Below are 17,043 nucleotides of genomic sequence, written 5' to 3'. Positions count from 1 at the left end.
TGCCGTCGTTCGCTCCGAGCACGCCGGCGCGCAGCCAGTTCAGTCGCTGCGCCACGCCGCCGCGGTGCGGCTCATCAGGATGCGAGGATTCCGTGTCGGTCATCCCGTCACCGTATGCCGCCCACCGCGGCCGCGCCAGCAAGGCAAGCCCAAGCGAACCCCGCATCCCCGCGAGCCCGCCGGTCATCGCGCGCGCAGCGAGCCGGAACGCCGACACCGCGATCACGAACTCCGCAGAAAGCGACGGACTCCGCACCGCGCAGCGGCGATGGATGCGGAGTACGCACGATTCTGCGGACTTGGGCGGGGCGGCGCGCCCGTCAGCTGAGCCGGTGCTCGTGCAGCGCCGACGACAGGCTCGCTCCGTTGACGTCGAGGTAGAGCTGAGCCTCCATCACCGACAGGGTGACGGCGTTGCGCCGCTCCACGGCGTCTGCGGCGGCATCCACGAATCCCGCATCGAACGTTCGCAGCACGATGTCGTCGGCGCGATGGATCTTCTTGCTCGCCCAGAGCGGCAGCAGCTTGGCCGCGTCTCGGTGACTGTAGACGACGGTGCGGTCGGCGAGCTTGCTTCCACGGTGCAGTCGCTCGGCGTCGGGAGCCCCGACTTCGATCCATGTCGTGATCGCCCCGGTCGCATCCCGCACCAGCACCGCGGGTTCGTCGGTGGCCGATACCCCCTCGGTGAAGACGATGCCCTCCGCGTACTCGAGGCAGTAGGCGAGCAGGCGCGTGAGCATGAAGGCGCCGGTCTCGGACGGATGCTGCGCCATCCGCAGCGACAGGCTCTCGTAGACGCCACGATCGACGTCGGCCACCTGCACGTCGAAGGTGTGCATCACCGCGCCCGTCGCCATGGCTCCAGCCTACGGCGCCCGCCGGGGCGGACCCGCCCATTATCCTGGTCGCAGCCGACAGGAGAAGAACGCGCATGCCGATCACCGACGCCGCTGCTCGTCGCGAGGCGATCGCCGATTACCGCATCGTCGGCGCCCCGGCCGAGCCCAACCTCGAAGGCCTGGCCGCGCTGGCGACGACGCTCTGCCACGTCAGCGGCGCCGCGGTCAACATCATCGACGACAGATACCAGTACCAGGTGGCGACGGCGGGGGTGGATGCGGCGATCTGCGACCGCGACGACTCGATGTGCGCCGTCGTGCTGCCCGACGCCCGTCACGTCTGGGTCGCCGACGCGAGCGTCGACGAACGCTTCGCCGAGAACCCCTTTGTGACCGGCGCGCGCGGCCGTGTCCGCTTCTACGCCTCGAGCCCGCTCATCACTCCGGCGGGCGTCGCGATCGGAACGCTCTGCGTCTTCGACGACCACGCCGGCACTCTCACCGCGGAGCAGAGCTACGCCCTGGATCTGCTGGCCGGGCAGGCCGTGGAGGTGCTGGAGCTGCGCCGGCTGACGCACGAGCTGGAGCGCTCCAACGATCAACTCGCGCACTTCGCCGGTCAGATCAGCCACGATCTGCGCAACCCGCTCACGGCTCTCATGGGCCAGATCGATCTCGCCCTGGACGGCGTGGACGACGGCGACGGGTCGCGCGCGACCCACGCGCTGCATCGGGCGGATGCCGCGGCGGCGCGGATGAACGTCATGATCACCGAGCTGCTCGCCTATGCACGGGTGGGCGGCGCCGAGGCCCGCCGTGAACGCGCCGCGCTGGGAGCGATCACGGAGGGCGTGATCGCCGATCTGGAGCGGGCCGTGGCGGCGTTCGATGCCCGCGTCACCGTGCGCATCGACCCCGACGACGCGATCGTCTGCGACCCGGCGCTGATCGCGGTGCTGCTGCAGAACCTCCTCGCCAACGCCCTCAAGTTCGCGGCAGCCGCCGGCGTCGCTCCCGTCGTCGAGCTGGACGCGCAGCGCGGGCCGACGGGGTGGGCGATCACCGTCGACGACAACGGGCCGGGTGTGGCGGCGCATCTGCGCGACCGCGTGTTCGACATCATGGAGCGCGGCGACGCCGCCGACGTGCCCGGACTCGGGCTGGGCCTTGCCACCTCCCGGCGCATCGTGCAGGCCCACGGCGGGCGCATCGGCATCGAGGACGCGGCACTCGGGGGCGCACGCCTGCGGGTGAGCCTCCCCTCGGACTGACCACCTGCGGACCGTCCGGATCGTCCGGGCGGCCCCGGGGTCGCAGGCATGCGGCAGAGTGGAGCGCGTACGTCGTCGTACGACCGACCGGAAGGAACCCCATGCAGCAGCGCACGATCGGACCGTTCACCGTCTCCGCGATCGGGCTGGGCGCCATGCCCGTCTCGATGAACAACGACAACGAGCTGCCCGATCGCGCCGATGCGATCGCGACGGTGCACGCCGCGCTGGATGCCGGGGTCACCTTCATCGACACCGCCGACATCTACGCGCCCTCGTGGGATCAGATGGGTCACAACGAGCGCATCGTGCGTGACGCGCTGGCCTCGTGGGACGGCGACACGAGCGGCATCCTGGTCGGAACGAAGGGCGGCATCACGCGCACCGCCGAGAAGGACTTCGGCCGCGACGGATCGCTCGGCTACCTGCGCTCGGCGGTGCGGCGCTCGATGGAGAACCTCGGTGTCGAGGTTATCGACTTCTACCAGTACCACCGCCCCGACCGGTGGATGGTGTACGGCGAGATCATGCAGAACCTGAAGACCTTGCAGGACGAAGGTCTCGTGCGGGCACTGGGCATCTCCAATGCGAGCGTCGAAGAGATCGCGATCGCCGAGCAGGTGCTCGGCGCGGGCAACCTCGTGAGTGTGCAGAATCAGTTCTCGCCTCGGTACCCGGGCAGCTACGACGAGCTGCGGTACTGCGACGCCCACGGCATCGCGTTCCTGCCATGGAGCCCGCTCGGCGGCACCGGTGGGGGCGGGCGCTCGGTCGGCGATCGGTTCGGTGTCTTCCGTGAGATCGGCGAGGCCCACTCCGTGAGCGCGCAGCAGGTCGTGCTCGCGTGGGAGCTCTCCCTGAGCCCGCGCGTCGTGCCGATTCCGGGGGCGCGACGCGCGGCATCCATCACCGACTCCGCGCGGGCCGCCGACCTCGTGCTCGACGCGGACGAGCTGGCGCGCTGCACCGCCGCGGTGGGGCTGGAGGTCTGACGCCCGCGCCGGAGCGCCTCAGCCCGCCGCGGCCACGGACTCGCTCCGAGAGAACGCGAACGCGTCAAGCAGCCGCTCGGTGTCGGCGAGCTGCTCCAACCACGTGACCCGCACGATGTCGACGCGGTCGTCGGCTTCCTGCAGGCGGCCGAGGTACTCCGCCACCGGGGCGAAGCCCGCAGGGGCGCTCTCGTGCAGCTCCAGCATCTTCATCGCCAGCTTCGTCTGCTCGCCGTAGATCGGAAGCTGCGGCCCGCGCGGTGCCGTCAGTCCGATGAAGTAGAGCTTCTCGAGACCCTTCGGCACGATGCCGCCGGCGTAGCGCAGCGGTACCGCGGAGCGCCGTTCCAGCAGCGCCTCGTCGAGGAACGGCAGGGAGACGTGGAAACCGGTCGCCCAGAGGATCGTGTCGTACTCCCCCTGCGTGCCGTCCGCGAAGTGCACCGTGGTGTCCTCGATGCGCTCGATGCCGGGTCGGATGTGCACCCGGCCGTGCTGCACCCAGTACAGCAGCAGGTCGTTGACGACGGCCCGGCCCTCGGCGAGCGTGGTCGCGGCGGGGGCGGGCATACCGGGGTAGTCCTTGGCCTCGCCGATCGAGATCCGGGCGAGCATGCGGGCGATGAAGTCCTGCTCGGTCGGGGAGAACTGCGCCATCCACGCGACTTCCTGCCGGGGCACGCCGAAGTACGACTTGGGCTGGAAGAACATGCCCTCTCGCATGACGATGTCGACCTCGAGCCGGTGCTGGGCGGCGTCGACCGCGAGATCGCACCCGGAGTTGCCGGCACCGACGACGAGAACGCGGGTGCCGGTGATGTCGGAGGTGTTGCGGTACGACCCCGAGTGCACCTGCGTGCCGGAGAAGTCACGGCTGATCGCGGGCACCTTCTGGTCCCACAGATGCCCGTTCGCGACGAAGACGCCGTCGTAGTCGCGGCTCTCTCCGGTGGAGAGCGTGACGCGCCACCCCGCCGATCCCACGGGTCCGTCCGCCGGGCGGGGCTCGACCGCCACGACGGCGACGCCGAAGACCACCTTCTCGTACAGGCCGTGCGCGCTCGCATAGGCGCCGAGGTAGTCGCGCACCTGATCACGTCGTGGGAAGTGGGGATAGTCCGCCGGCATGGGGAAGCCCTCGAACCCGGTCATGTCGCGCGAGGTGATGAGGTGGAGCGCGTCGTAGTCGGTGTTCCAATGTCCACCGACACGCTCGGACTTCTCGAAGCAGTCGACGTCGTATCCGGCACGGGTGAGCTGGACGACGGCCGACATGCCGGCCGCTCCGGCGCCGATCACGCAGTATCGGGTCATTCGGGTGTTCCTTCCTGGGAGGGGGATGTCGCATCGGTGCCGAGCAGGCTCCGTGCCACCGTTCGAAGGGCGTGGTTCCGGGGTCCGGTCGGACGCACATAGCCGCGCGCGGTGGGGGTGACGCCGGCATCGGCGAGCCGCTGCAGCTGCAGCACGTGTTCGAGAGCGAGCCGGTTCGGGTCGATGACGGGGACGTCGCTCGCACCGCCCACGCAGGTGTAGCCGTGCGCGGCGAAGATCGCGCCGAGATATCCGCAGCCGACCACGACGGCGTCCGCGCCGTCATCGACGGCGCGGCGCGCGACGGCGTCGAAGCGTCCGATGAGATCGGTGGGGTCGGTGACGGCGCGCACCACGTCACGGTGCGTGGAATCCGGCGCGTAAGCGCGCACCGGGCGCGCAAGGAAAGCGGGAGCGCCCCCGAGCTCGCGGATCTCGTCGGCGAACACCGGGGTCAGGCTCTCGGCGACGGTGACGACGGCCGCGCGGCGACTGAGGGTGGAGAGCGCCCGCACGCTCGCCTCGGCGAGGCCGGTGACCGGCACCGACACGGCCGCGCGAACCGACGGCGTCGGCGCACCCCAGCATCCGATGACGATCGCGTCCATGTCGCCGGCGCTCTCCTCCTCCACGGCGCGAGCGAGCACGACGGCGTCGCTGAGCAGACGATTGGGCGCGGTGCGGATGCCGCCGGCGTCCACACCGGCGTGCACGAGGCGGGTCCGCACTCGCCCGGCCGCGAGGGCGTCGACGTAGTCGGCGAGAAAGCTCCACAACTCGTCCAACGCGCCGTCGCCGACAGTGGCTTCGAGCCAGACCAGCGTCTTCACGCGTACCCCCGGTTCAGGCGGCGCTCGACCCAGACCGACAGCCAGGTCGCGGGCACGGCGATCGCCGCGTAGATGAGACCGGTGAGGGCATACACCCACAGGTACTGGAAGGTGATGGTGCTCACCTGGTAGGCCTGGCTCATCAACTCGTTGACCGAGATCGAGTACGCGAGCGACGTGCCCTGGAACGACATGATGGCCAGGCCCATCAGTGCGGGGATGGACGCGCGCATGCCCTGCGGAAGCACGACCCGCACGAAGGTCGTCGTGCGCGACAGTCCCAGCGCCGCCGACGCCTCGCGCTGTCCGGCCGGCACCGACTGGATGCCCGAGCGGATCATCTCCGACGAGTAGGCGGCGGCGGTGAACGTGAGTCCGATGACCGCGGCCCAGAAGTTCTCGAAGAGCACTCCGAGGGCGGGCAGGCCGAAGTAGACGATGTAGAGGACCACGAGTGCGGGGATGCCGCGGCCCACCTCGACGAGCACGAGACACGGCCAGCGCACCCACCCGCGTCGGGCCGAGACGCCGAGCGCGAAGAGCAGCCCGATGAAGTAGCCGAGCACGACCGACAGCGCGGTCAACTGCAGGCTGACGATGAGGCCCTGGCCCAGCCGTGGCAGGTAGACGGCGAGATCGATCATGCGACGACCCCCGTGCGCAGGCGCGTGTCGAGGCGACGTGCACTGATCGCGATCGGGATCGAGACCACCAGGTACACGGCCGCGGCCAGGAAGAAGGGAACGATGCCCGCGACGGCGGGATTCTGGCGGGCGAACATCGTGGCCTGGAAGACCATGTCGGCGACACCGATCGTCGAGGCGATCGACGAGTCCTTCAGCAGCGACAGCAGGAAGGTCGCCATCGAGGGCAGCGCCGTGCGGAACGCCTGGGGTGCGAGCACCCGGACGAAGGTCGTCGTGCGCCCGAGGCCGAGCGCGGCGGCCGCCTCGCCCTGCCCGCGGGCGACCGTGGCGAATGCGCCGCGGTAGATCTCCGCGAGGTAGGCGCTGGAGATGACGCCGAGGCCGACGACGGCGGCCGACAGCGAGTCGAAGCGGATCGTGCCCAGCTGCACGCCGAAGTAGATGAGAAAGAGCCACACGATCGGAGGGACTCCACGGACGATGTCCACGACCAGTCGCAGCGCCAGACGCAGCGGCGCGACACGCGAACGCAGGCCGAGCATGAGCGGGATGCCGAGGACGAGCCCGACCGCATACGCGAGCGCCGTGACGAGAAGGGTCATCGGGAGGCCGGCGAGCACGAGGAGCATCGCCGCCGAGATGTCGACGCCGCCCATCTCAACGCTCCAGCACGGCGCTCAGGAAGCGCCGGGTGCGCTCTTCGCGCGGATCGGCCATCACCTCGTTCGGCACGCCCTCCTCGATGATGCGCCCGTCGGCCATGACGACCAGGTGGTCGCCGACGTCGCGGGCGAACTGCATCTCGTGGGTGACGACGATCATCGTCATGCCCGACTCGGCGAGTTCGCGCAACACCGCGAGCACCTCGACGCCGACCTCGGGGTCGAGGGCGCTCGTCGGCTCGTCGAACAGCATGGCGCGGGGGTTCAGCGCGAGGGCGCGCACGATCGCGATGCGCTGCTGCTGACCGCCGGAGCAACGCCCGGGGTGCTGGTGTGCCTTGTCCTTGAGGCCGACCCGATCGAGCAGTGTCAGCGCGCGGGCCTCGGCCTCATCGCGGGAGCGCCCGAGGATCTTCTCCTGGGGAAAGGCGACGTTGCGCAGCACACTCATGTGCGGGAAGAGATTGAACGACTGGAACACCATCCCGACCTGGCGACGAAGTGCCAGCAGGTCACGATCCGGCACGCGGCGGCCCGCGGTCACGGTCTGCGTGCCGACGGTGATGGTGCCGGCATCCGGGGTCTCGAGGAGGTTCACACAGCGCAGCAGCGTGCTCTTTCCCGAGCCGGACGGACCGATGAGCGCGGTCACACTGCCCGGGCTCACCGTCATCGAGATGTCGTCGAGCACGAGGTGATCACCGAAGCTCTTGGACAGGTGGGCGATGCTCACGCCGGCGATCGCGAGCTCGTTGGCCTGCGTGATCAGGGGTCGGGACACGGGGTCTCCTCAGGTCCGAGGGAGGACGGGCGGGCGGGGTCGATCGGGGCGGCGGGGGCGTCCGGGGTCGCGCCCCCGCCGCCGCGGTGATCAGCGGATGGAGCCCGCCGCCTTGTCGGCGGGGACGATGAGCGAGTCGGGCAGGTCGTAGCTCGCGTTGAGCTTCGCGAGCGTGCCGTCGGCGCGGAAGCCGTCGATGAGCTCGCTGAACGCATCGGAGAGCGCCTTGTTGTCCTTGTCGATGGGGAAGGCGATCATCGGCTGCGACGTGGTGATCGCGACGCGGTCGTCCTCCTTCGCCGGCTTCACCTGGAAGCCGGTGTCCTTGTAGGCCACCGTCGCGACCGCGTAGCCGTCGAGGGCCGCCTGGATGCGACCGTTGAGCAGATCCTGCTTCATCTCCGCCGTACCGGGGTAGGTCTTGAACTTGTCGCCGAGGATGCCGGACATGTCGCCCTCCCACGAGAAGCCGGCGCCCGAGCCGACGGCGCCGACGCTCTCCAGTCCCGTGACCGTGTCGATGCCGTCCTTGGAGATGATGCCCATCGAGTCGTAGAAGGTCGGGCTGGTGAAGCCCACCTTCTCGGCCCTGGCAGCGGTGACGTACCATCCGCCGGTGATCATGTCGGTCTTGTGCTGCTCGCTGATCATCGGGATGCCGTTGGCGTAGGTGATCGGCACGAAGGCGAGCGCGAGGCACTCGGCATCCGCGAGCTTGCGGACGACGTCGATCTCGAGGCCCGACGCGTCGGTGCCCTTCGTCTGGGTGTAGGGCAGGTTCTCGGGAACGCCCACCGTGAGCGTTCCGGCGGTGAAGGTCTTCAGTCCCGCGTGCTTCGGTGTGCAGTCCGAGGCGACGGTGGAGGCGGGTGCGGCGGCGCCGGCGCAGCCGGTGAGCAGCACGGCGACGGAGGCGATGGACACGAGCGCCGTGGCGGCGCGAGCGCGGGTGATGCGGGGCATGGCTTCCTGCTTTCTGGAGTGGTGCTGGGTGGGTTTTCGGGTGGGCTGTGGTCAGGTGGCGGTCAGGCCGCCGTCGATCGTGAGGACGGATCCGGTGACGAACGACGAGGCATCGGAGACGAGGTAGCGCACGAGGGGCGAGATCTCCTCCGGTCGAGCCCGTCGTCCCAGGGGGGCACCGGTCAAACTGCCTCCGACGGGCTCGTCGTCGTTCATCGGCGTGTCGACGCCGCCGGGGCAGATCGCGTTGACGCGGACGCTCGGCGCGTATTCGATGGCCGCGACGCGAGTGAGCGCGATGACGGCGGCCTTCGATGCGGAGTAGGCCGCGTAGCCCGCGGTCCCGACCAGCGCCGCGGTGGAGGAGACGTTGACGATGGAGCCTCCCTCGCGCATGAGGGGTGCCAGTGCGCGGATGCCGAGAAAGGCGCCGAGCGCGTTCACCCTGTCGTGCAGCAGCCAGGTCGCGGAGTCGGTGTCGGCGATCCTGCCGTAGCGGAGGATGCCGGCGTTGTTCACAAGACCGACGACGGGTTGCGCCTCGTCCTCGAGCTGAGCGGCCAGCGCGGACCACCCGCCCTCGTCGCCGACGTCCAGCGAGTAGTACCGCGCGTCGGCTCCGCGCTCGCGCAGGCCCGCGGCGACCCTCTGCCCGGCGTCGTCCATGCGGTCGGCCAGAACCAGCGCGTAGCCCGCGTCGGCGAGGGCGGCGGCGTGGGCGGCGCCCTGACCACGCGCGGCCCCGGTGATGACGACGGTGCTCACCGCATCACGTCCGCGCCTGAGAGCACGATCGTCTCCCCGTCGAGGAAAGCGCCGTATTCGGGCTGGGACACGAGCCACACCCAGGCGGCGATCTCCTCCGGCGTCGCGACGCGACCGAGCGGAATCGACGCCGCGGCGGCCTCCATGCGTCCGGTCGCCGCGTTGCCGGGAGTCGCGACCCAGCCCGGCGCGATGCCGTTGACGCGGATGCCGTCGGGCGCCAGTTCGAGCGCGAGAGCCTTCGTGAGCATGACGACGGCAGCCTTCGACGCACCGTAGAGCAGTTGGCCGCGTGAGACCGTGAACGCATCGACCGACGCGAAGTTCACGACGGAGGCGCCGCGACGCAGGCGTGGCCGGGCCGCGGCGATGACGTTGAGCACGCCGAGCACGTTGATGTCGAAGATGCGCCGGTAGGTCTCCTCGTCGTACGTCGCGAGGGTGGTCGGCGGGTAGACGCCCGCGATGTTGGCGACCACATCGATGCCCTCGTCGCCCGACAGCGCCCCATCGATGGCCGCAACGACCGCGTCGCGGGAGCGGACGTCGGCCACGATGCGCCGGAGGGAGCCGCCGGGCTCGACGTCGGTGTCGGGCCACGCGACGTCGAGGGCGACCACGGTGTAGCCGCGCTCCAGGAACAGCGTGACCGTGCTCGCGCCCATTCCGCTCGCTGCCCCGGTGACAAGGGCGACCGGCGGTGTCGTGGTCTGCATGGGGTGGTCTCCTCGGGTCGGTCGGGCCGTGTAAAACCAGTGGACCATCGACGCGCTACCAAGGACAATCCTCAAACCTTTATAGTCAACAGAGGAGAAACCTATGAAAAGGAGGCTCCGTGGCCACTCCCACCGTGCGCCAGCTGCAGTACTTCCTCACCGCCGCCCGGTTGGGAACGTTCTCGGCGGCGGCCGCCGAGCACCACATCGCGCAGCCCAGCCTGTCGGAGCAGATCTCGGTGCTCGAAGCGAGCCTGGGCGTGCGTCTGTTCACCCGCACCACGCGACGACTACTGCTCACCGATGTGGGCAAGCAGCTCGTGCCCCTCGCCGAGAAGACCCTGGCCGATGTTGACGAGATCGCCGACTTCGGCAGGCGCGTCGGCTCACTCGAAGAGGGCACGGTGCTCTTCGGCACCTTCAACAGCGCGCACCTGTATCTGCTCACCGATCTCATCCGCGAGTTCCATTCCCGGCATCCGGCGGTCAAGGTGAAGGTGACCGGGCTCAACTCCTCCGAGGTCGCCGAGTCGGTGCGAAACGGCGACCTCGAAGCCGGCATCGTCCAGTTGCCGATCGATGACCGGCAACTGCGTCTGATCCCCGGAGTCTTCGTCGACCACGTGGTGTACGTGTCGCGCAATCCGGAGCACACCCGCGCTCCGATCGACATCGCGACCCTGTCGACGCGGCCCCTCATCCTCTCCGAGGCCCGGTGGTCGCTCGACGATCCCCTCCGGGTCTCACTGCTCGAGCGGGCGCAAGCGGCGGGAGTTCGACTCGACCCGATCATCGAAGTCGAGTTCCAGACGCACGCCCTCGAGCTCGCGGCCCAAGGGGTCGGCGACTCCCTCGTGTCGTACCACGTGGGGCGATCGGTGATCGCGGAGCGCGGGCTGTACATGGCCCCGCTGACGCCCGCGGTGGAGGAGCACTACGCGTTCGTCACCCGGCGCGCGGGATCGATCTCTCCGGCCACCGCGGCGTTCATGGAGCTCGCGCGCCAGATCCTCGCGGGCCTCCAGGGGCCGGCACCGGCCCCGACCATCGGCTGATTTTTCACGACACGCGTGCGCGCGTGCCACGGGAGCGAAACACGCCGCCTCCATGATTGCGGGATGACGGACAACGAGGCGCTCTCGCGCATGGATCCCGAGGATGCCCGCGAGAACGCGCGCGAGCTGACGGGAGATCGCACCGAGGCCGCGCAGGACTTCTCCAGCGAGGATGCCGGGTACCACAAGACGCTGCGCCCGCGACAGATTCAGATGATCGCCATCGGCGGCGCCATCGGAACGGGCCTGTTCATGGGCGCCGGCGGCCGCCTCGCCTCCAGCGGCCCCTCGCTGATCCTCGTCTACGCCGTGTGCGGCTTCTTCGCCTTCCTCATCCTGCGCGCGCTCGGAGAGCTGGTGCTGCACCGCCCCTCATCGGGCTCCTTCGTCTCGTACGCCCGCGAGTTCTACGGCGAGAAGCTCGCGTACGGCGCGGGGTGGATGTACTTCCTCAACTGGGCCATGACCTCCATCGTGGACGTCACCGCCGCGGCCCTGTACGTGAAGTTCTGGGCGCAGTACTGGCAGCCGTTGCAGCAGGTGCCGCAGTGGACGATCGCCTTGATCGCCCTGGTGGTCGTGCTCTCACTCAACCTCGTGAGCGTCAAGCTGTTCGGCGAGATGGAGTTCTGGTTCGCGCTCATCAAGGTCGCCGCGCTCGTCATCTTCTTGATCGTCGGGACCTGCTTCCTGATCTTCAACGGCGCGACCGATGTCGGCGCCACGGGCTTCAGCGTCATCGCCGAGAACGGCGGCCTCTTCCCCATGGGCTTCGTCGCGCCGCTCCTCGCGATCTCCGGCGTCGTGTTCGCCTACGCCGCGATCGAGCTCGTCGGCACCGCCGCCGGTGAGACCGCCAACCCGGAGAAGGTCATGCCGAAGGCGATCAATACGGTGGTCTTCCGCATCGCGATCTTCTACGTCGGCTCGATCCTGCTGCTCTCGCTGCTGCTGCCGTTCAGCACCTATGAGGCCGGGCAGTCGCCCTTCGTGACGTTCTTCTCGCACATCGGCTCGCCCGAGACCGGCGCGATCGCAGGTTCGGTCATGAACTTCGTCGTGCTGACCGCAGCCCTGTCGAGCCTCAACGCGGGCCTGTACTCCACCGGTCGCATCCTCCGCTCGATGTCGGTGAACGGCTCGGCGCCCGCCTTCACCGCGAAGATGAGCAAGAACGGCGTCCCCTACGGCGGCATCCTGCTGACGGCCGTCATCACCCTCGCGGGCGTCGGCATCAATGCGCTGTGGCCGTCGCAGGCGTTCGAGATCGTGCTCGAGGTATCGGCTCTCGGCATCATCGGCGGCTGGGCGACCATCATCCTCTGCCAGCTCAAGCTCGTGAAGTGGGCGAAGCAGGGAACGCTGCAACGGCCCCCGTTCCGCCTCTTCGGCGCCCCGTTCACCTCATACCTGACGCTCGCGTTCCTCGCGTTCGTGCTCGTCACGATGGGCTTCTCGGAGACCGGCCGATGGGTGCTCGCCTCGCTCATCGTGCTGATCCCCGCGCTCATCGTCGGCTGGTTCGCCGCGCGCGGCAAGATCCAGGCCGCCGTCGCGGCACGGGAGGGCTACACGGGCACCTACCCGGTGATCGCCGAGCGCCCGGCGACAGAGGCGGCCAAGCGGCGCCGTTGATCGAGGAGGGGCACGCGGCGCCGACCTGGCAGACTGGGCGCATGCGTCGCTCCCGGACTCCGCGCGTCGCGCGGGGTGCGATCGTCGCCTCCGTCGCGACGTTCACGGCGCTGCTGTCGCACGTCGTCGCGGGCGGCGCGGTTCCGGGGCCGCTCGGCATCCTCGCCCCGTGGCTGCTCGCACTCATGGCATCGACGCTGCTCGCCGGCCGCTCCCTCTCCTTCGCGCGGCTCGGCGCAAGTGTGGTGCTGAGCCAGGCGCTGTTCCACACGCTGTTCGTCATGGGCGCGGTCGCGCCCACGGCAGCGATGCCCGCGATGTCGCATCACGATCACGGCGCGATGAGGCTCGGGATGGATGCCGCGAGCACCGCGCCGGCCGCGGGGTTCCTCTCCGCGTTGTGCGCCGACCCGGCCATGTGGGCGCTGCACGCGATCGCTGCGATCGTCACCGTGGCGCTGCTCTACCGCGGCGAACGTGCCGCCCGGGCGCTGCTGACGCTCGCGGCCGACATCCGCGCCTGGGCGCGACGCATCGCTGCGCGCGCCGCCGCGCTGCCCCCGACCGCTCTTCCGGTCCCCCTCCTGGCCGAGACGATCGGCTGGATCGTCCGCCCCGCGGCGCATGTCGGGGATGATCGGCGCCGTGGCCCACCCCTGACTCTCGCGCTCTGATCCCTGTCCCGCCCGTGACGCGAAGTCCAGGCGGGGATCCGCGTGCGCGCCGACGCGTCGTCCACCCGGACGTCTCTGCATCGGCGTGCGATCGATCGGTGGTGTGCTGTGTCGTCGTCCCGTTTTCATCTGCGAGCTGCCCTTCTCGCCGCGGCCCTGGCGGCCGCGGCAGTGCTCGTGCCCGCTGCGCCGGCCGCGGCTCACGACGAGCTGCTGGCGAGTAGTCCGAGCCCCGGCGCGGCACTCGACAGCGCGCCGACGGAGGTGACGCTCACCTTCTCGGCCGACGTGCTGACGATCGGCGCGGCCGTCATCGTCGCCGACGGCGCCGGGAAGGACTGGGCAGCGGCCGCACCCGCCGTCGACAACGGCGTGGTGTCGGTGCCGCTCGTTCCGGCTCTGCCCGCCGGCGGATACGAGATCCGCTGGCGCGTCGTCTCGCAGGACGGCCATCCGATCAGCGGAGTCATCCCGTTCACGATCGGAGGCGCGGCGCCGCTGACGCGGACACCCGTCGCCACGCCGGCGACACGCGCAGCATCGGACGCCGCCGCCGCCGACACCACCCCACAGGACCAGAGCGCACGAGAGGACCAGGGGATCATCCGCATCCTCCTGGTCGGCGCGGGCGGGGCGATCATCGCCGTCGCCGCCTACGCCGCCTTCCATCTCCTCCGCCGTAAGAAAGGCACTTCACAGTGAGCATCCACACCACCACCCGCACCCGCCTGACCGTCGCCGCGCGCGCCGGCGCTCTGCTGAGCGTCGGCCTGCTGGCGCTCGCCGGGTGCGCCACCACGACCCCGTCGGCGGGATCGACCCCCTCGACGTCGGCGAGCGCCGCCGACACCAGCGGCGCCGCCGTGACGATCTCCGACGCGTGGGTCAAGGCGGCCGACTCCGGCATGTCCGCCGCCTTCGGCACTCTCCACAACGACTCGAAGACGGACATCACTCTCGTGTCGGCGACCTCGCCGGCATCGTCCATGCTGCAGCTGCACGAGACCGTCGCCGATGCGTCGGGCGCCATGGTCATGAAGGAGAAGAGCGGCGGGTTCGTCATTCCGGCCGGGGGCGATTTCGTGCTCCAGCCGGGCGGCAATCACATCATGCTGATGGACCTGACCGCTCCTCTGAAAGCCGGGGAGGACACCACCTTCACTCTGACGTTCTCCGACGGCTCGACCACGGAGTTCTCGGCGCCGGTGAAGGACTACTCCGGCGCGAACGAGAACTATCAGGGCGGGGACATGCAGATGAGCCCCACTCCCTCGACGACGCCGAGCCACTGATGGCGGCGCCCGAACAGGGCGCGCGTCGACCGTCGTCGACCCGGCGGCAGTTCCTCCTCGGAGGGGCTGTCGCCGGTGTCGGCGCCGCCGCTGCGATCGGCGTCGACCTCGCCCTCACCTCCACGGCACCCGCGGGCCCGCCGGCGGCGGCATCCGTCCCGCTCAACGGCGCGGATGTCGTGCCGTTCCACGGCGTGCATCAGGCCGGGATCGACACCGACGCCCAGGCGCACGCCACCTTCGTCGCGCTCGATCTTCGTGCCGACGTCGACCGCGAGGGGCTGCGGCGCCTGTTGCGCGTCCTGTCCGACGATGCCGGGCGGCTCACCCAGGGCTCACCCGCCCTCGCCGACTCCGAACCGGAACTCGCCGCAGCACCGGCGCGCCTCACCGTGACCTTCGGCTTCGGGCCGGGCCTCGTCGCTCGCGCCCAGGGCACGGGGCCCGCATGGCTGAGGCCGCTGCCGCCGTTCGGGATCGACCGCCTGCGCGACGAGTTCAGCCACGGTGACCTGCTGCTGCAGATCGCCGGCGACGACCCGCTGACCGTCGCCCATGCGACGCGCATGCTGCTGAAGGACGCGCGCAGCTTCGCCCAGGTCCGCTGGACGCAGCAGGGGTTCCGTCGCGCGTACGGCACGGTCGCTCCCGGCACCACCATGCGCAACCTGTTCGGTCAGGTCGACGGCACCGCCAACCCGCAACCCGGCACGACGCACTTCGACGAGGTCGTCTGGTCGGATGCGGGGTGGCTGGCCGGCGGCACCGGCGCGGTCGTCCGCCGCATCCACATGGACCTCGACAAGTGGGACAAGCTGGACCGCCCGGGTCGAGAGGACTCCGTCGGCCGCACCCTGTCCAACGGCGCGCCGCTCACCGGCACGGCCGAGCACGACGAGCCCGACTTCGACGCGAAGACCCCGATCGGCTTCCCCGTGATCCCCGAGTTCTCTCACATGCGTCGCTCGCGGCCCGATGATGCGAGACAGCGGATCTTCCGTCGTGGCTACAACTACGACGAGCGACCGGCAGGGGGAGACGTCTCCGATTCCGGACTGATCTTCGTGTCGTTCCAGGCCGACGTCGACGCTCAGTTCGTGCCCATCCAGCGGCGGCTCGACGAGCTCGACCTGCTCAACGAGTGGACGACGCCGATCGGGTCGGCGGTGTTCGCCATCCCTCCGGGATGCCAGCCGGGCGGGTACATCGGCGAGACGCTGCTGGCGTGAGGGGACGCCGCCGCGAGCCCACCGGTAGTAATGCGGAATCGACGGCGCGCGCCTCGCGTCGTGCCCCTATTCTGGAGCGGCGCGAGGTGCGGCACATCCACCGCCGGGGGGTCGGCTCGAAGAGAGGTGTCCTGGGGATGGTGGATGCGGCATCCGTCGCCGTCGTCGACGACCACGAGCTCGTCGCGATGGCGGTGCAGAACCTCCTCGCCGCGACATCCGAGGTCGTCTTCGTCGGTCACGCCCGCACGGTCGACGAGCTGGTGCGTCGTTCGCCGCGCGCCGATCTGGTGCTTCTCGATCTGAGCCTGCGCGACGGAACTCATCCCGCGGACAACGTCGCGGCGCTGCGCCAGTGGGGCGCCCAGGTCCTCGTGCTGACCTCGGGCGAGGACCCCTACCTCGTGCGCGCCGCCTCACGCGCCGACATCCGCGGCGTCGTGAGGAAGTCGGCGCCGTCGGCGGGCCTGTTGACCGCGATCGTGTCAGCGTCGCGCGGCGAACACGTCTCGACGGCGGAATGGGCCTCGGCGCTCGACACCGATCCCCTGCTGGAGGGCGCCCCCCTCACCGCACGCGAACGCGAGGTCCTGGCGTTGTACGCCTCGGGGCTGGGGGCGCGGGACGTCGCGACGCGGCTGTTCATCTCCGAGAACACGGTCAACGATCACCTCCGTCGCATCCGCTCGGTCTACCACCAGCTGGGGCGCCCGGCCGCGACGAAGGTCGAGCTGTATCAGCGGGGCCTCGAAGACGGCTACGTGCCGGTGCCACGGCGTGAGTGACACGGATGCCGCGGAGCGGGCGGCTCGGCGGGTGCTGCTGGCCACCAGCGGGGCGATGGTCGCCGCCGTCGGCACGTTCAACGTCACCGTCGTGGCCCGCGAACACCCCGTCCTCCCCCTCTGGTATCTGATCGTCGTGATCGCCGCGGCGGCCACCACCATCGTGGGCGGGGCGGCCTCTCCCCTGCTGAGCACCCGGATGCTGCGCCGTACGGCGGGGGCGGCGACGGTGCTGTTCTGGGCGACGGTCATCCTGTTCGCCCCGGCGGCGGCGATGTCGGAGGTGGAGCGCATGCCATGGGTGCTGACCGCCTCCAGCGCCGCGACGGCCTGCGCTCTCGTCGCCTTCGGTCCGCGTGCGGCGTGGGCCACCCTGGCGATCGGGACCCTCGCGGGAGTCGCCTACCGTCTCACGTTCGGAGGCTTCGATCTGGACGGAATCGTCAACGACTCGCACGCCCTGCTGACCGCGGCCGTGGTCTGCGTGCTGGGCGGGCATGTGCTGTCGGTGGGCGCCGGGCTGGACGCCGCCGCGGCCGCGCGGCGTGCCGCCGCCGCCCGCGCGTCGTCCGAGCGGGGGCGCCGGGCGG

Annotated in this window: 19 protein-coding genes and 1 pseudogene; 10 read left to right on the top strand and 10 right to left on the bottom strand. The window is 70.2% G+C overall.

The features are described 5' to 3' along the window. Together Q0P88_RS13685 and Q0P88_RS13680 are read right to left on the bottom strand one after the other, a co-directional pair. Nucleotides 1-166 (bottom strand): annotated as a pseudogene (locus Q0P88_RS13685) (VIT family protein); the annotation flags it as partial. Between the two features lie 154 nt (nucleotides 167-320). After that, nucleotides 321-860: a YaeQ family protein gene (locus Q0P88_RS13680; RefSeq protein ID WP_295014914.1), complete on the bottom strand. Its 540-nt coding sequence runs from the start codon at nucleotides 858-860 to the stop codon at nucleotides 321-323. A gap of 74 nt (nucleotides 861-934) precedes the next feature. On the opposite strand from Q0P88_RS13680, the gene Q0P88_RS13675 reads away from it, so the two are divergent. Together Q0P88_RS13675 and Q0P88_RS13670 are read left to right on the top strand one after the other, a co-directional pair. Beyond that, the gene (locus Q0P88_RS13675) at nucleotides 935-2,113 is read left to right on the top strand and encodes a sensor histidine kinase KdpD (protein ID WP_295014913.1); all 1,179 of its coding nucleotides are present in this window, start codon (nucleotides 935-937) and stop codon (nucleotides 2,111-2,113) included. A 101-nt stretch (nucleotides 2,114-2,214) separates the two neighbouring features. Further along, nucleotides 2,215-3,105 carry an aldo/keto reductase gene (locus tag Q0P88_RS13670; RefSeq protein ID WP_016463636.1) on the top strand — a complete coding sequence of 297 codons (891 nt, stop codon included), beginning with the start codon at nucleotides 2,215-2,217 and terminating at the stop codon, nucleotides 3,103-3,105. Between the two features lie 18 nt (nucleotides 3,106-3,123). Here the strand turns inward: Q0P88_RS13670 and Q0P88_RS13665 are convergent, their stop codons facing one another. The 8 genes from Q0P88_RS13665 to Q0P88_RS13630 form a co-directional block, all read right to left on the bottom strand. Beyond that, a complete protein-coding gene (locus Q0P88_RS13665) occupies nucleotides 3,124-4,419 on the bottom strand; it encodes an NAD(P)/FAD-dependent oxidoreductase (protein ID WP_112932357.1) in 1,296 nt (431 codons plus the stop codon). Beyond that, nucleotides 4,416-5,249 carry an aspartate/glutamate racemase family protein gene (locus tag Q0P88_RS13660; protein ID WP_112932356.1) on the bottom strand — a complete coding sequence of 278 codons (834 nt, stop codon included), beginning with the start codon at nucleotides 5,247-5,249 and terminating at the stop codon, nucleotides 4,416-4,418. Before Q0P88_RS13660 ends, Q0P88_RS13665 begins: the two co-directional genes overlap by 4 nt. Further along, nucleotides 5,246-5,893, bottom strand: coding sequence for an amino acid ABC transporter permease (locus tag Q0P88_RS13655; protein WP_135948629.1), 648 nt, complete (start codon nucleotides 5,891-5,893; stop codon nucleotides 5,246-5,248). The genes Q0P88_RS13660 and Q0P88_RS13655 overlap by 4 nt, the downstream gene beginning before the upstream one ends. Then, nucleotides 5,890-6,552: an amino acid ABC transporter permease gene (locus tag Q0P88_RS13650; protein ID WP_036321228.1), complete on the bottom strand. Its 663-nt coding sequence runs from the start codon at nucleotides 6,550-6,552 to the stop codon at nucleotides 5,890-5,892. The genes Q0P88_RS13655 and Q0P88_RS13650 overlap by 4 nt, the downstream gene beginning before the upstream one ends. A 1-nt stretch (nucleotide 6,553) precedes the next feature. Beyond that, nucleotides 6,554-7,339, bottom strand: coding sequence for an amino acid ABC transporter ATP-binding protein (locus tag Q0P88_RS13645; RefSeq protein ID WP_295014912.1), 786 nt, complete (start codon nucleotides 7,337-7,339; stop codon nucleotides 6,554-6,556). A gap of 90 nt (nucleotides 7,340-7,429) precedes the next feature. Continuing rightward, nucleotides 7,430-8,302, bottom strand: a complete 873-nt coding sequence (locus tag Q0P88_RS13640; protein ID WP_295014911.1) for an ABC transporter substrate-binding protein — start codon at nucleotides 8,300-8,302, stop codon at nucleotides 7,430-7,432. Nucleotides 8,303-8,353: 51 nt separating this feature from the next. Continuing rightward, complete coding sequence (locus tag Q0P88_RS13635; protein WP_295014910.1) at nucleotides 8,354-9,067, bottom strand: SDR family NAD(P)-dependent oxidoreductase; 714 nt, start codon at nucleotides 9,065-9,067, stop codon at nucleotides 8,354-8,356. Further along, nucleotides 9,064-9,783: an SDR family NAD(P)-dependent oxidoreductase gene (locus tag Q0P88_RS13630; protein WP_295014909.1), complete on the bottom strand. Its 720-nt coding sequence runs from the start codon at nucleotides 9,781-9,783 to the stop codon at nucleotides 9,064-9,066. The genes Q0P88_RS13635 and Q0P88_RS13630 overlap by 4 nt, the downstream gene beginning before the upstream one ends. 119 nt (nucleotides 9,784-9,902) lie before the next feature. Between Q0P88_RS13630 and Q0P88_RS13625 the strand changes: the two genes are divergently transcribed. The 8 genes from Q0P88_RS13625 to Q0P88_RS13590 form a co-directional block, all read left to right on the top strand. After that, nucleotides 9,903-10,838: a LysR family transcriptional regulator gene (locus tag Q0P88_RS13625; RefSeq protein WP_036321221.1), complete on the top strand. Its 936-nt coding sequence runs from the start codon at nucleotides 9,903-9,905 to the stop codon at nucleotides 10,836-10,838. 63 nt (nucleotides 10,839-10,901) lie between these two features. Continuing rightward, on the top strand, nucleotides 10,902-12,473 hold the full coding sequence (locus Q0P88_RS13620; protein WP_295014908.1) for an amino acid permease: 1,572 nt from the start codon (nucleotides 10,902-10,904) through the stop codon (nucleotides 12,471-12,473). Nucleotides 12,474-12,514: 41 nt separating this feature from the next. Continuing rightward, nucleotides 12,515-13,147 (top strand): hypothetical protein, encoded by a 633-nt coding sequence (locus Q0P88_RS13615; RefSeq protein ID WP_295014907.1) that lies wholly within the window; start codon nucleotides 12,515-12,517, stop codon nucleotides 13,145-13,147. Between the two features lie 177 nt (nucleotides 13,148-13,324). Next, complete coding sequence (locus Q0P88_RS13610; RefSeq protein ID WP_295014906.1) at nucleotides 13,325-13,849, top strand: copper resistance CopC family protein; 525 nt, start codon at nucleotides 13,325-13,327, stop codon at nucleotides 13,847-13,849. Beyond that, the gene (locus Q0P88_RS13605; RefSeq protein WP_239639970.1) at nucleotides 13,846-14,439 is read left to right on the top strand and encodes a copper chaperone PCu(A)C; all 594 of its coding nucleotides are present in this window, start codon (nucleotides 13,846-13,848) and stop codon (nucleotides 14,437-14,439) included. The genes Q0P88_RS13610 and Q0P88_RS13605 overlap by 4 nt, the downstream gene beginning before the upstream one ends. Beyond that, nucleotides 14,439-15,668: a Dyp-type peroxidase gene (locus Q0P88_RS13600; protein WP_112932350.1), complete on the top strand. Its 1,230-nt coding sequence runs from the start codon at nucleotides 14,439-14,441 to the stop codon at nucleotides 15,666-15,668. Before Q0P88_RS13605 ends, Q0P88_RS13600 begins: the two co-directional genes overlap by 1 nt. A 137-nt stretch (nucleotides 15,669-15,805) precedes the next feature. Then, complete coding sequence (locus Q0P88_RS13595; RefSeq protein WP_295014905.1) at nucleotides 15,806-16,453, top strand: response regulator transcription factor; 648 nt, start codon at nucleotides 15,806-15,808, stop codon at nucleotides 16,451-16,453. Continuing rightward, nucleotides 16,446-17,043: hypothetical protein (locus Q0P88_RS13590; RefSeq protein ID WP_295014904.1), on the top strand; the 598-nt coding region annotated here is incomplete at its 3' end. The genes Q0P88_RS13595 and Q0P88_RS13590, both read left to right, overlap by 8 nt.

This window comes from uncultured Microbacterium sp., from assembly GCF_945952435.1.
Classification (GTDB): Bacteria; Actinomycetota; Actinomycetes; order Actinomycetales; family Microbacteriaceae; genus Microbacterium.
This window is presented reverse-complemented; position numbering and strand designations above follow the sequence as displayed.